Below are 13,117 nucleotides of genomic sequence, written 5' to 3' on the forward strand. Positions count from 1 at the left end.
TCTTTGATAGGAGTTAACGTACACGAAGGAGTAGCATAGGGAATTAACCTAAGTTTATTGGTGCATATTTATTTCGGTATGCGTGATTAGTCAGTTCTTGGCGCTAAGGTCTTTGTCTGAGGTAAGTAATGGATAAGTATTTAATTACGAAAGAAGAGATAGATCAGTATGAAGGGATCTCTAAAACACATTTTCTGAATGACAATGCGAAACGCGTGAATAAATCATTAGGGGATCTTACAGGCCTCACTGGTTTTGGTTTTCATTTGATTGCCGTGGAGCCTGGCCATGAATCCACTGAGTTTCATAAGCATTATCACGAAGATGAGTGTGTTTATATTCTGGAAGGTGTTGGTGAAGCTCAAATAGGGGAAGAGGTTTATACCATTAAAGCCGGAGATTTTATTGGGTATCGTGCGGGTGGTGAAGCGCACTCAATCCGCAATACAGGCGCAAACAGCCTCAAGTGTATTGTGGTTGGTCAGCGTTTAGAGCACGATATTGGGGAGTATCCAAACCTAAACAAGCGTCTTTATCGGCATCAAGGTATGCCTTGGGATTTAGTTGACATGAATGCTATCGAGCATCCGAATGCTGGCAAGAAAGCATAGAGAACGCTTTCTTGCCAATGTCAAGCTACATAGAATTGCCGCGCAGAGAAATATGTGGCCAGCCACGCTCTTTGGCTATGTCTGTTAGCACTGGGTCCGCATCGACGGCTACTGGATGGCTTACTAGTTCCAATAATGGCAAATCATTGCGTGAGTCACTGTAAAAGTAACTACCTTCCATAGAGTGTCCCGTCTCAGCGAGCCAATCGTTTAGACGGGTTACTTTGCCTTCTTGGAAGCTCGGGACGCCAACAACCTTGCCGGTGTATTGACCATCAATAATTTCTGGTATCGGAGCGATAATGTGATCCATGCCCAACTCTTCTGCAATTGGCCCTGTGACGAATTGATTAGTGGCCGTAATTAAAAGCAGGAAGTGGCCCTGATCACGATGGTGTTTTAGCAGTTTTGTTGCTTCTTCCTGCATCATCGGGCGAACTTTTTGCGTCATGAACTCTTGATGTAATGTATCTCGTTCGTCCTTGTTGAAGCGGGTTAAAGGTTCTAGGCTAAACCTTAAATACTCGTAGATATCCAGTTCCCCGCTTTGGTATTGAGCAAAGAAGCGATCATTAGCTTCTTTATACACGTCTACATCAACCAATCCTTTTTCAACTAAAAACTGCCCCCAGTTATAGTCGCTGTCACCGCTTAATAATGTGCCGTCTAAATCAAAAATTGCTAGTGTCACAACGTTACCTTTTCTTTAAATAATGTGCGTCAGTATAGCGATGCTTATGACAAATAACAGCCCGATTAATTGTGCGCAACACCGAATTATGGAACAATGACAGTAATTAGATTTTAGTTATAAGGTGAGTCTCGTGATTGATGCAGACGGATATAGACCGAATGTAGGCATCATCTTGATGAACGAGCGAGGCCAGCTACTTTGGGCAAGGCGAGTAGGTCAAAATGCTTGGCAGTTTCCCCAAGGTGGTATAAAAGCGGATGAAACACCCGAACAAGCGCTGTATCGAGAATTGAAAGAAGAGGTGGGGTTAGAGCCACATCAAGTAGAAATTGTCGGTCGAACTCGTGGTTGGTTACGTTACCGATTACCAAAGCGTATGTTACGCCACAACAGTAAACCCCTTTGCATCGGACAGAAACAGAAATGGTTTTTGCTTTCCATTCGCTGTGCGGATGCGTGTGTTTGTGTTGATGGTACCGATTGCCCTGAGTTTGATGGGTGGCGCTGGGTCAGCTACTGGTATCCGCTAGGACAAGTCGTCGCGTTCAAAAAGGATGTCTACCGACGTGCATTAAAGGAGTTAATCCCCAATGCGCATAGGTGGCTTAATCGTAGAAAGAAGTCTGCATAAACTTCTTTCTACATAGAGGGTAGAAGAATTATGTTAAGTTTATTGAGACGAATCACTCAAGAAGTCACCGCGGCTCAGTCATTACAAGCGGCGCTTGATATTATCGTTCGTCGTGTACGTCGTGCGATGCGCTCTGAAGTATGCTCAATTTACTTAGTCGATCCTAATTCACAGGATTATATCTTAATGGCTACCCGAGGTTTGAATGCGGACGCCGCGGGTAAGCTTAGCCTAAAAGCCAACGAGGGGCTGGTGAGTCTTGTTGGGCGTCGTGCAGAGCCTGTTAATCTTGAAGATGCCCATATACACCCTTCATTTCATTATTTGAGTGGTACTGGAGAGGAGCGTTATCGCTCTTTTCTTGGTGTACCGATCATTCATCATCGTCAGGTTTTAGGGGTGTTGGTTGTTCAACATGAAGAGCGCCGCCGTTTTGATGAAGGTGAAGAAGCTTTTTTAATTACGTTATCAGCTCAGCTCGCCGGCGTCATTGCTCACGCAGAAGCAACCGGTGCAATGATGTCGCTAACCCCGAACACATCACCTGCGGGCGCTGATTTTCGCTATAAAGGTATCGCGGGCAGTTCAGGTGTTGCGATAGGTAAGGCTGTTGTTGTTTTCCCTCCTGCCGATTTGGATGCTATTCCTGATCGGACACCTGAAGATATTAACTTTGAAATTAAAGAGTTCTATCAAGCTCTTGCCTCCGTTCGTCGAGACATAAAAAAAGTTAGCAGCCGTTTAAGTCAGCATATTAGCAGTGACGAAAAAGCACTGTTTGACGTCTATTTGAAAATTCTTGATGACAACTCATTAGCGGGTGAAGTTGAGACCAAGATCAAAGAAGGAAATTGGGCACCTGGGGCATTGCGACAGGTGATTAAACTGCATATCTCGTTTTTTGAGCAGATGGAAGATCCGTATTTGCGTGAGCGGGCCAGTGACATCCGTGATCTTGGCCGTCGAATTCTATCCCATCTACAAGAGCAAACACCTAAAATGGCGGATAATCTCACTGAGCCAGCGATACTTGTCAGTGAAGAGTTAACGGCTTCAATGTTAGGTGAAGTGCCGTTAGACAAGATTAAAGGCTTAGTTTCCGTAATGGGCTCCAGCAGTTCTCACGTGGCGATTTTAGCTCGTGCGATGGGGATTCCAACGGTCATGGGGGCTGTTGATTTGCCTTATGCCAAGCTTGATAAAGTTGACATGATTGTTGATGGATACTCGGGGCAGATTTTTACTTACCCTTCCGATGCGATCATAGACAGCTATCAACAGATCGTTGACGAAGAGCGTCAGCTCGAGAGTGAGTACGAGCAGCTTAAAGATTTGCCTTGTGAAACGCTAGATGGTCAACGCATAGGTCTATACGTCAACACAGGGCTATTGGCCGATGTGAACCGATCTTTAGATCGTGGTGCGGAGGGCGTCGGGCTTTACCGAACTGAAGTGCCTTTTATGATTCGAGATCGATTCCCTACAGAGGCTGAGCAAGAGCAAATATATCGTCAGCAGCTCGAAGGCTTTGCTCCTGCCCCTGTGACAATTCGTACCTTGGATGTCGGCGGTGATAAGGCCTTACCGTACTTCCCAATTAACGAAGAAAACCCTTTCTTGGGCTGGCGGGGTATTCGAGTAACATTGGATCACCTTGAGATTTTCATGGCACAAATACGGGCCATGATTAAGGCTAGTTCGGGCTTACATAATCTGAAAATCATGCTTCCTATGATCTCCAACGTCGCTGAGGTGGAAGAGGCTCAAGCCCTGATTCGCCGTGCTTACGCAGAGGTCAAAGAGGAAGGTTATGATGTGGTGATGCCAAAAGTCGGCGTCATGATAGAAGTTCCTGCAGCGGTATATCAGGTTAAAGAGCTAGCGGGTATGGTTGATTTCATGTCCGTAGGTAGTAACGATTTGACACAATATCTATTGGCTGTCGATCGAAATAACTCTCGCGTCGCAGGGCTTTACCATACATTCCATCCTGCGGTTTTGCGGGCCTTGTCAGATATTGTTCGACAAGCGAAGGGCGAAGGCATCAAATTAAGCGTTTGTGGTGAGCTGGCCGGTGATCCGCTAGGCGCTATTCTGATCATGGCGATGGGCTACGATACCTTATCGATGAGTTCTACGAGCTTACCTAGGGTAAAAGCGGTACTGCGTAAACTTAGTATGGAGCAAGCGCAAAATATGTTGCATCAGGTTATGCCTTTGGCACATGCCGATGCCGTGAAACAAACGCTAATGAAACTCGTAAGAGAGGCTGGTGTCGAACGTCTGATTCGCCCGTCTAAAACGGCCACTTTGCACTAATTCTGCTAATAAAAGACCTTTCTATATGATTCCTTACCCTAATATTGACCCAGTTGCTGTGTCCATCGGTCCATTGGCAATCCATTGGTACGGCTTAATGTACCTAATTGGTTTTGTCTCCGCCTATTACTTAGGTGTATATCGTGCGAAACGCTCTCAAGGCATTTGGACTCCAGAACAAGTCAGCGACATGATTTTTTATGGAGCGATTGGTGTCATCCTTGGAGGACGTATAGGATACATTCTGTTCTATCAGTTCCCATCTTTTGTGGACAATCCGTTGGTTTTAGTTCGAATATGGGAAGGCGGTATGTCATTCCATGGAGGCTTGCTAGGCGTCATCGTTGCCATGTGGTGGTTCGCGCGTAAAACGAAAAAGCACTTGGTCGATATTACCGATTTTGGAGCGCCATTTGTGCCGATAGGTTTAGGCTTGGGACGACTTGGGAATTTTATTGGTGGTGAACTTTGGGGCAAGCCTACAGATGTATCTTGGGCGATGATCTTTCCTGGGGATCCATTACAGCTGGCAAGACATCCGTCGCAGCTTTATCAGTTTGCGTTAGAAGGCGTCGCGTTATTTTTGATTTTATGGTTTTTCTCTAGCAAGCCTAAACCGCGTTACTGTGTTTCCGGTTTATTCCTATTGTGCTATGGACTATTTCGTATCTTGGTAGAGTTTGTTCGCGAACCCGATCCTCAGATTGGTTATTTGGCGTTTGGCTGGTTGACTCAAGGGCAGTTGTTATCAGTGCCTATGGTTCTGCTGGGGGCGGGGCTTATCTGGGTGGGCTTCAAACGCAATACTTTTCCGCAGAAATAGTGTATTGCTAGACACCTAGTTTTGGCTAGGTGTCTAGCATAAAGGCTAAACAGAGAATGGGTACGCAATAGATTCGTGGAACTCATAACCTTCCACGTCGAAATCGTCTAAGGTAACCCAAGTCTCTAGATCTTTAAGCGTTTTAATATCTGGATTGATTTTAAAGCGTGGCGCAGCCAGAGGCTCACGCTTGAGCTGAACATCACGCATTAACTCTAACTGATCTTCGTAAATGTGTGCGTTTACTATCTTGTGATACGCCTTGCCTGGTTTTTTCCCCGTAATCTGCGCCATGATGGCCAACAAGAAATATACTTGAACCATGTTGAAATTCAGCCCTAGAGGCACGTCGCAGCTACGTTGCGTGCTGTTTAAGTAGAGCGTATCACCAAGAAGGGAAAAGTGATGACTGTACATACACGGGCGCAGGCAAGCCATGTGTAGTGCGCCTGGGTGATAGAAGGTGAAAATCTCCCCGCGGTTATCAACGCCACGAGTTAAGTCATCAACAATCAGCTGTAATTGGTCGACTGTACCGCCATCGGGTTTTGGGAAATTACGGCCAATGGCGCCGTAGCAAAGTCCCATATCGTCTTCACCTTTACGATAAGGGTTGTCGAGCCAAACTTTGTTTTCGTTCGCGTTGGCGTCCCAAGTTTTTGTACCTAAGGCACGAAAGTCTGCAGCACTATTGTAGCCCCGAAGATAGCCGATGATCTCAGCGACGGCAGATTTCCAATAACTTTTACGGGTCGTAACGAGAGGGAACTCTCCAGCGCCTACTTCATAGGTTAGATCGGCATTAATCACGGTAAGACAGCGTTTACCAGTGCGTTCATTCGCTACCCATTCCCCCTCATCTATTATGCGGCGACAAAGGTCGAGATACTGTTTCATGTAATTGAACTCTTTGTTGGGGTAAGATGGCGGCAATTATAACAGATCTTAAAATAAAGCCGACAGCTGCTTAAGATCGACAATGAATATACATTGGAGCCACTATGCTATCTCTTATTGTCGCTATGTCGACTAACCGAGTGATCGGTGTGAATAACGCTTTGCCTTGGCATCTGCCAAACGACCTAAAGTACTTCAAGCAAGTGACGATGGGTAAACCAATTATCATGGGGCGTAATACGTATGAGTCGATTGGCCGGCCGCTGCCCGGACGTCGCAATATTGTTATCACACGAAATCCAGACTACCAAGCTGAAGGCATTGATGTGGTGTCTTCATTAGAAGAGGCGATCAAGCTAGGAGAGGATATTTGCTTGATCGATGGGCATGAAGAAGTCATGGTGATCGGTGGCGCGCAGATTTATGAGTTAGCCTTGCCTAGGGCTGATCGATTGTATATTACTCATGTTGATACGCACTTAGAGGGAGACGCCTTTTTTCCTGAGGTACCTTGGCAAAACTATGAAAAAGTAGGAGAAGAGGCGTTTGCTGCGGAAGGCCCAAACCCTTATGACTATCGTTTTTCGGTGTATCAAAAAGGGTAGATAATATGTGGTTTCAAAAGGAAATTCGTTTATCCCCTAGAAAACGCGGCTTTCATTTGGTGACGGAAGAAATTTTGAATCAGTTACCGGAAATGCGTGCATTGGAGGTCGGAATGCTAAATGTGTTTATTAAGCATTCTTCGGCGTCACTGACAATTAATGAAAATGCGGATCCAACGGTTCGGATAGATTTCGAAAGCTTTTTTAGCCACGCAGTACCCGAAGAAGAGCCATATTATCAGCATACGTTCGAAGGTAGTGATGATATGCCAGCGCATCTAAAGAGCAGCATTTTGGGCGCTAGTTTATCTATACCAGTGACACAGGGGCGTCTGAATTTAGGAACTTGGCAAGGTATCTATTTTTGTGAGCATCGGAATAGGGGCGGTTCCCGAACGTTAGTTTTAACATTACATGGGGAATAGTGTGGCGGATCAAAGTGCTTAAGGAGTCAAAGCACTCCTTAAGCACAAAACGATCATTTGGCAATCGAAACTGAAATACCTTCGGTACGCCCTCTTTCAACTGCGGAATTGGCGCTGTTTGCAAGCTCTTCAATGGTTTCACCGTCTTCTGGGAAGGTTGCTAAACCAACGCATAGGTTGAGATGACTACTATCACTAAATTCTAGTACTTTCTTCTCTTCTTCTCGCGGCATTAAAAATTCGTTGATGAGCTTTTGCGCATCTTTAAGGCTAGTATTTGGTAATAGAAGTAGTAGTTTGTCGTGAGCCACTCGGGCCAAGATATCTGCTTCTCGAATTTTTTTATAGATATAGCGTGCGGTCGTGTGGATAGCTGTATTACGGTTCTCCAATGGCATGTCTGCCAATAGGCCTCGCGCATCTAAGTCTATTTTAGCCATGGTCAATGGAGTGTATTGTCGGCGAGCCAATCCTAGCTGTTTGGTGAAGTGCGTGAGCGCGGCGCCACGGTTAAGCAGCCCTGTTAATTCATCAAAGGTCGCTTGGGAGCGTAAATGCTCTTCGAGAGCTTTTTGGTGGCTAATATCCTCAACGAACCCGATGAGTTTTAGCACCTTGCCATCTTTGCTTTGACTGTATGTACGTCCTCGCTCACGTACCCAAATGTACTCGTCATTTGCTCTTCGAATGCGGTATTCCGCTTCATAGTATTTTTGTTGATGATCAATATGCTCTTGCACTGTGCGAATGAGCTTTTCTGCGTCATCTCTATGGATAAGATCATGCCACGCATTTGCGTTATGTGGAGTAGCCTCTAAGGTACAGCCTAACAGAGAGGCGATAGACTGTGAGCAAGAAATGGTGTCGCTTTCAATTTCCCACATCCAGAGGCCAGCAGATGATTCAGTCAAAGCAAATTTGAGCAAGGTGTTTTCCGCTGCGGAAAAGTCTAAGTGCTCGGTGTGCGAGATGTAACCTAATGTATAGGCGTCATCAAGGATGCTAAAGCTAATTTCTCCTGCAATGATTCGGTCTCCAACCTGCAGCTGGGCGGTTACCTTTTCAATACGGCCTTCTTTAACAAGTGATATGGTATCCCGCAAGCATGCCTTGTCATCGTTTACTAGTTCTGCCCAAGTGGCTTGGCGTGCGGCGCCAACATTGAGGTAGAGATTTTCGAGGTGTTCGTTAGCCGCCACAATCTCTCCGCTTTCAATACGCGCAACAAAGGCTGGTGTTGGCATATGTTGAAAGGCTATGTTAAATGGAATGGTCATGTGGCGCTCCTCTTAATCTGTCTGACGGGGTACGTCGTAGGGTCTTACTCAGGTGTAATCCAGCGTAACTGGTAATGAGCATCCGAGTCTTCTGCGAGTATTTCTACTAGGTAGGGTAGAAATCGCTTAGCTTCATTTTCCAACGTCCATGGTGGATTGACAATAATCATACCACTTCCCGCCATACCGCGCTTAGTTTCAGTGCCACGAATATTGAGTTCTAATAATAAAGTATTGCGAATGCTTGTGCGTTGTACGGCATTTAATAAATCATCTGCTTGTCGTCTATTTAGAACTGGATACCAGATGGCATAGGTGCCTTGATTGAAGCGTCTGTAACCTTCTTCTAGAGCCTTAACAACTTTTTGGTAATCTTGTTTGACTTCGTAAGGTGGGTCCATAAGAACGAAACCACGCTTCTGTGGTGGTGGAAGCATACTTTTTACAGCGAGAAACCCATCATCTTTAACGACATTTGCCCGACGCTTTTGCGGGAACAATGCTGCGAGTAGAGGGAAATCGTTGGGATGCAGTTCACAAAGATGCATCTTGTCTTTAAGGCGTAAATAATGGTCTACGACTTTCGGGCTGCCCGGATAGACTGCTAGTTTATTATCGGGGTTTAACGTTTTAACGATACTAACAAAATGCTCAAGCGGTTCAGGTAGGTCAGCTCTTGACATAAGCTTGCCTATTCCAGTGCTAAACTCTTGGTTCAGTTGAGCCTGATCCGAATTGAGCTCATATAAGCCAATTCCCGCATGAGTATCAAGGTAGAAGAAAGACGCTTCTTTCTTGGTTAGGTGTCGGCATACTTGGCTGGCAACCAAGTGCTTTAATATATCCGCATGGTTTCCTGCGTGGTAAATATGTCGGTAGCTCAGCATAAATTTAATTCCGATAGAATGAAAAAAGCCGCCCCTCTATCAAAAAGGCGCGGCTTTTAAGTTTCGTTGTGAAACTAGTCTAGTTGATCTAGATCGCGTACTGCGCCTTTGTCAGCACTGGTCGCGAAGTGCGCATAAACTTTTAATGCAGGAGACACCTTGCGTGGGCGAACCTCGGCAGGCTTCCAAGCGTTTGCGCCTTTGGCTTCCATGGTTGCACGTCGGTGTGCCAGCTCTTCGTCAGAGATCATCACGTTGATGGTTCGATTTGGAATATCGATCAAGATGCGATCACCATTTTCGACAAGTGCGATAGCACCACCCGCTGCAGCCTCTGGAGATACGTGGCCAATAGACAGACCTGAGGTGCCGCCTGAGAAGCGACCGTCAGTCAGCAGGGCACAGGCCTTACCAAGCCCCTTAGATTTTATGTACGATGTCGGGTACAACATTTCCTGCATACCAGGACCACCTTTTGGTCCTTCATAGCGAACGATTACAATGTCACCCGCTTCAACTTTGTCATCCAAGATGTTTTTGACGGCTTCGTCTTGAGATTCGGTCACATGTGCTTTGCCTTCAAAGACCAAGATTGACTCGTCCACGCCTGCGCTTTTGACGACGCAGCCATCTTGAGCGATGTTGCCATACAGTACGGCCAGACCACCTTCTAATGAAAACGCATTTTCTAAAGAGCGAATGCAACCATTAGCGCGATCGCCATCTAATGTCGGCCAGCGGCTATCTTGACTAAAGGCGACTTGTGTCGGGATGCCACCAGGGCCTGCTTTAAAGAACTCGACCACTTCTGGGGTTGGTGACTCCATGATGTCCCACTTCTTCAGGCCATCGAGCATGGTGTCAGAATGTACAGTATGTACATGACTATGTAATGCCCCTGCACGGTTTAGCTCGCCTAACAGACCAAAGATTCCGCCGGCACGGTGCACGTCCTCGATATGATATTTCTGTGTATTAGGAGCAACTTTACAAAGTTGAGGCACTTTTCGAGATAAACGATCAATATCTTTCATCGTGAAATCGACTTCGGCTTCACGTGCTAACGCTAAGAGGTGAAGGATAGTATTTGTCGATCCACCCATTGCAATATCGAGAGTCATCGCATTTTCAAATGCTTCAAATGTCGCGATCGAGCGCGGAAGCCATTTCTCTTCGTTTTTCTCGTAGTATTTTTTCGTGATTTCGACGATACGCTGTCCAGCTTCAAGGAAAAGGCGTTTGCGATCTGCGTGCGTTGCCACGACCGTACCGTTACCTGGAAGGCTTAAACCAAGCGCTTCCGTTAGACAGTTCATTGAGTTAGCGGTGAACATACCCGAGCACGAGCCACAAGTTGGGCACGCTGAGCGTTCAATTTCCTCAACCATTTCGTCAGATACGCTGTCATCTGCTGCAATGACCATCGCATCGACAAGATCCAGTTTGTGCTCAGAAAGCTTAGTTTTTCCGGCTTCCATTGGGCCACCGGAAACAAAAATAACCGGTATGTTTAGGCGCATTGCAGCCATCAGCATTCCTGGAGTGATCTTATCGCAGTTGGATATACAGACCAGTGCATCGGCACAGTGTGCGTTGACCATATATTCAACAGAGTCTGCAATAAGGTCTCGAGAAGGAAGGCTGTAAAGCATGCCGTCATGGCCCATTGCGATGCCATCATCCACCGCGATAGTATTGAACTCTTTGGCTACGCCACCGGAAGCTTCAATTTCGCGACAGACGAGCTGTCCTAGGTCTTTTAGATGTACGTGACCTGGCACAAATTGGGTGAATGAGTTAGCGACAGCAATAATCGGTTTGTGAAAGTCATCATCCTTCATGCCTGTTGCACGCCAAAGCGCACGAGCGCCGGCCATATTACGGCCTGCGGTGGATGTTTTTGAACGATAGTCTGGCATTTGTTTCCCCACAATTAATTTTGCTTTATTTATCCGCTCATGGTACCAACTTTATTGCATTCGCCCAAAGACTAATTTACCAATATACTGAGTATATAGAGTGCAATGATAATTTGCTCCGCTTACACATAGATAACGTTATAAGGTTCGCCTATATATGAACTACCACAACGTAGCGATTGCTCGACAACCTATAATAGATAATAAACTGTCCACCGTTGCGTATGAGTTATTGTATCGTCGCGATGCGCAAGCAGCAGAAGCAGACGTTTATGATCAAGTAGGAGCAACAGCTCAGGTTATAACAACGAGTTTGCTTGATCTCGGTTTGCACAACTTAGTAGGGACTGGTAAAGCGTTCGTTAACTTTCCGCGTGGTTATTTGATCAACCCTAGTGGTGTGCCGTTACCAAAAGAGCATACTGTCATAGAGGTCTTAGAAAGCGCAGGGTTTGATGCAGTGTTGCTCGCTTCGCTACGGCGCTGGCGTAATGCTGGTTATAGTCTGGCGCTTGATGACTTCGTATTTGAACCTAAGTTAGCACCGTTTGTTGAAATAGCGGACTATGTTAAACTGGATATTCTTGCTTTAGGTAAAGAAGCGTTCCACAAGCAAGTAGAGCTACTAAAGCCTTTCAAAGTTAAGCTTATCGCAGAAAAAGTTGAAACTTGGGAAGACTATCATTTCGCAAAGTTACTGGATGTGGATTACTACCAAGGGTACTTTTTTGAGAAGCCCGAGGCGATCTCCAAGAAAGCATCTCGAGTCAACCAATTGACACTTTTGCAATTGATGGCAGCGATGATGAAGGCAGACGATTTATCGATTGGCGAGTTAGAAGCTATCGTGAGTCAAGATATTGGTTTGGTTCACAAACTATTAAGGTACCTTAACTCGCCAATGACCGGATTGATGGCTTCAGTCGATTCGTTAAAACTAGCGATTATGTTGATCGGAGTGGATCAACTAAAGTCCATTACTAATTTGTTGTTGATGTCTGAAATGACTGCAGATCGAGAGGTGCTGCAGATGCAGGTCCTACTTCGAGCGAAGCATGCAGAGTTGTTCGCGAAGGAGAGAGGGTATGCAAATGAGGATAGGTATTTTTTGGCAGCGATGCTGTCACTAATTGATGTTTGTGTCGGAGTGGAACTCGATTCAATTCTATCAGAGTTACCTTTACCTATTGAGTTTACTCGTTCGATCATAGAGCGATCTGGCCGGATTGGTCACACTCTTGATTTGATTGAAGCGTATGAAAAACATCGGCCGATCAAGTCCCCAACTGATGTGCAATTACTAGCTGACACTTATACCGAAGCGGTGAAATGGGTGGATAGTTTTAGGGATGCACTTTGATTATTCTGTAAGTTTTCTTTTGTGGTGTCCTTTTGTACGGAAATCCCTACATTTAGTGTAGGGAATATCTGCAATATCTCTTGAAATCAAGAAATTTCTCCGTGATTTGTTCTATATCTATGATAAATAAAAGATTTTTCTGATTTTCTCTTTTTTTGAATATTTTAAAAACTGAGGTAAAGTGTACTCATCCAAACGGAACTCAAGGATTGAGAGGCACATGATGTGCAACAAAGCAGGATGCTTTGTAGGATTTAGATGGAAAAGCTAGGACGGCTTAGAGATGGATCTAATCGCACAGGAAGTGACGGATTCTAAGGAGCAGAATCATGTGCCAAGGTCGGGCGGATCTCAGGGATGGTTTAACAGGATGTTTCACTTATCGGATGAGCGCTTTTCAGGAAGAAAGGCATAAAAATGGGCAGCTTTAGCTGCCCTTTTTTTTGTGCTTGACCCGTCCTAAATAAGGTTGTCACTTTTCAATACAACAATTGGAGAGTGCAATGACCACAACATCTAAGCGTACACAGCGTGATTATTCTCTTGCCTTTAAATTGGCTGTTGTTGATCAAGTAGAAAAAGGCGAGCTGACCTACAAACAAGCTCAAAATAAATACGGTATACAAGGCCGTTCTACAGTTTTAGTTTGGCTTCGAAAGCATGGTCGGC

Annotated in this window: 12 protein-coding genes and 1 pseudogene; 8 read left to right on the top strand and 5 right to left on the bottom strand. The window is 45.5% G+C overall.

Annotated elements, in window-relative coordinates:
• Nucleotides 1–128: 128 nt before the first annotated feature.
• Nucleotides 129–611 carry a cupin domain-containing protein gene (locus DN730_RS17835; protein ID WP_115469491.1) on the top strand — a complete coding sequence of 161 codons (483 nt, stop codon included), beginning with the start codon at nt 129–131 and terminating at the stop codon, nt 609–611.
• A gap of 25 nt (nt 612–636) precedes the next feature.
• Here the strand turns inward: DN730_RS17835 and DN730_RS17840 are convergent, their stop codons facing one another.
• A complete protein-coding gene (locus DN730_RS17840; RefSeq protein ID WP_115469492.1) occupies nt 637–1,302 on the bottom strand; it encodes a histidinol-phosphatase in 666 nt (221 codons plus the stop codon).
• A 133-nt stretch (nt 1,303–1,435) separates the two neighbouring features.
• Between DN730_RS17840 and DN730_RS17845 the strand changes: the two genes are divergently transcribed.
• The 3 genes from DN730_RS17845 to lgt are packed head-to-tail and all read left to right on the top strand — an operon-like array spanning nt 1,436 to nt 5,078.
• The gene (locus DN730_RS17845; RefSeq protein WP_115469493.1) at nt 1,436–1,936 is read left to right on the top strand and encodes an RNA pyrophosphohydrolase; all 501 of its coding nucleotides are present in this window, start codon (nt 1,436–1,438) and stop codon (nt 1,934–1,936) included.
• Nucleotides 1,937–1,966: 30 nt separating this feature from the next.
• Complete coding sequence (gene ptsP / locus DN730_RS17850; RefSeq protein WP_115469494.1) at nt 1,967–4,255, top strand: phosphoenolpyruvate--protein phosphotransferase; 2,289 nt, start codon at nt 1,967–1,969, stop codon at nt 4,253–4,255.
• A 25-nt stretch (nt 4,256–4,280) separates the two neighbouring features.
• A complete protein-coding gene (gene lgt / locus DN730_RS17855) occupies nt 4,281–5,078 on the top strand; it encodes a prolipoprotein diacylglyceryl transferase (RefSeq protein ID WP_115469495.1) in 798 nt (265 codons plus the stop codon).
• A 45-nt stretch (nt 5,079–5,123) separates the two neighbouring features.
• Here the strand turns inward: lgt and DN730_RS17860 are convergent, their stop codons facing one another.
• Nucleotides 5,124–5,975, bottom strand: coding sequence for a thymidylate synthase (locus DN730_RS17860; protein WP_115469496.1), 852 nt, complete (start codon nt 5,973–5,975; stop codon nt 5,124–5,126).
• Nucleotides 5,976–6,079: 104 nt separating this feature from the next.
• Here DN730_RS17860 and folA point away from each other — a divergent pair, with 104 nt between their 5' ends.
• Nucleotides 6,080–6,580: a type 3 dihydrofolate reductase gene (gene folA / locus DN730_RS17865; RefSeq protein WP_115469497.1), complete on the top strand. Its 501-nt coding sequence runs from the start codon at nt 6,080–6,082 to the stop codon at nt 6,578–6,580.
• Nucleotides 6,581–6,585: 5 nt separating this feature from the next.
• On the top strand, nt 6,586–7,005 hold the full coding sequence (locus DN730_RS17870) for a secondary thiamine-phosphate synthase enzyme YjbQ (protein WP_115469498.1): 420 nt from the start codon (nt 6,586–6,588) through the stop codon (nt 7,003–7,005).
• A 53-nt stretch (nt 7,006–7,058) separates the two neighbouring features.
• Here the strand turns inward: DN730_RS17870 and DN730_RS17875 are convergent, their stop codons facing one another.
• The 3 genes from DN730_RS17875 to ilvD form a co-directional block, all read right to left on the bottom strand.
• Nucleotides 7,059–8,282 (bottom strand): PAS domain-containing protein, encoded by a 1,224-nt coding sequence (locus DN730_RS17875; protein ID WP_115469499.1) that lies wholly within the window; start codon nt 8,280–8,282, stop codon nt 7,059–7,061.
• Between the two features lie 44 nt (nt 8,283–8,326).
• Complete coding sequence (locus DN730_RS17880; RefSeq protein ID WP_115469500.1) at nt 8,327–9,169, bottom strand: 23S rRNA (adenine(2030)-N(6))-methyltransferase RlmJ; 843 nt, start codon at nt 9,167–9,169, stop codon at nt 8,327–8,329.
• A 74-nt stretch (nt 9,170–9,243) separates the two neighbouring features.
• On the bottom strand, nt 9,244–11,088 hold the full coding sequence (ilvD, locus tag DN730_RS17885) for a dihydroxy-acid dehydratase (protein ID WP_115469501.1): 1,845 nt from the start codon (nt 11,086–11,088) through the stop codon (nt 9,244–9,246).
• Between the two features lie 157 nt (nt 11,089–11,245).
• Between ilvD and DN730_RS17890 the strand changes: the two genes are divergently transcribed.
• Both DN730_RS17890 and DN730_RS17895 read left to right on the top strand, forming a co-directional pair.
• Nucleotides 11,246–12,448, top strand: coding sequence for an EAL and HDOD domain-containing protein (locus tag DN730_RS17890; protein ID WP_115469502.1), 1,203 nt, complete (start codon nt 11,246–11,248; stop codon nt 12,446–12,448).
• A 503-nt stretch (nt 12,449–12,951) separates the two neighbouring features.
• Nucleotides 12,952–13,117, top strand: a pseudogene (locus tag DN730_RS17895) (helix-turn-helix domain-containing protein); the annotation flags it as partial.

It is taken from the genome of Marinomonas piezotolerans (genome assembly GCF_003362755.1).
GTDB lineage: Bacteria > Pseudomonadota > Gammaproteobacteria > Pseudomonadales > Marinomonadaceae > Marinomonas > Marinomonas piezotolerans.

Coding starts and splice junctions, on each gene's coding strand:
- DN730_RS17835 (WP_115469491.1), top strand. CDS start 129: ATGGATAAGTATTTAATTACGAAAGAAGAGATAGATCAGTATGAAGGG.
- ptsP (WP_115469494.1), top strand. CDS start 1,967: ATGTTAAGTTTATTGAGACGAATCACTCAAGAAGTCACCGCGGCTCAG.
- lgt (WP_115469495.1), top strand. CDS start 4,281: ATGATTCCTTACCCTAATATTGACCCAGTTGCTGTGTCCATCGGTCCA.
- DN730_RS17860 (WP_115469496.1), bottom strand. CDS start 5,975: ATGAAACAGTATCTCGACCTTTGTCGCCGCATAATAGATGAGGGGGAA.
- folA (WP_115469497.1), top strand. CDS start 6,080: ATGCTATCTCTTATTGTCGCTATGTCGACTAACCGAGTGATCGGTGTG.
- DN730_RS17870 (WP_115469498.1), top strand. CDS start 6,586: ATGTGGTTTCAAAAGGAAATTCGTTTATCCCCTAGAAAACGCGGCTTT.
- DN730_RS17875 (WP_115469499.1), bottom strand. CDS start 8,282: ATGACCATTCCATTTAACATAGCCTTTCAACATATGCCAACACCAGCC.
- DN730_RS17880 (WP_115469500.1), bottom strand. CDS start 9,169: ATGCTGAGCTACCGACATATTTACCACGCAGGAAACCATGCGGATATA.
- ilvD (WP_115469501.1), bottom strand. CDS start 11,088: ATGCCAGACTATCGTTCAAAAACATCCACCGCAGGCCGTAATATGGCC.
- DN730_RS17890 (WP_115469502.1), top strand. CDS start 11,246: ATGAACTACCACAACGTAGCGATTGCTCGACAACCTATAATAGATAAT.